This is a genomic window from Serratia sp. ASV30 (genome assembly GCF_016428815.1).
Taxonomy (GTDB): Bacteria; Pseudomonadota; Gammaproteobacteria; order Enterobacterales; family Enterobacteriaceae; genus Chania; species Chania fonticola_C.
Genome location: NZ_JAELTL010000303.1, coordinates 1 through 214, shown reverse-complemented (window position 1 = coordinate 214; position 214 = coordinate 1). Strand labels below are relative to the sequence as shown.

Genomic DNA, 214 nt, shown 5'->3' with positions numbered 1-214 from the left:
TGTCATAAACGGTCACCATGCTGCCCGCTTCCGCGCTGCCGCTCAGGGTCGGGGTATTGTCGTTGGTGACATCCCCTTTCTGCAATGGACCCACATGCGGCTCGACGTTGTCCACCACGCTGGTGATTGCCGGCACGCCTGGAATGGTGATATCCACCGTCAGGTCGTAGGACGGGGTGCTTGGCGTGGTCTTGTTGCCCGCCGCGTCTACCGC

The 214-nt window shown here is 62.1% G+C and carries 1 protein-coding gene; it reads right to left on the bottom strand.

What is annotated here, in order from left to right:
* The coding region (locus JHD74_RS26555; RefSeq protein ID WP_199063972.1) for a hypothetical protein at window positions 1-214 on the bottom strand (214 nt) is incomplete at both ends.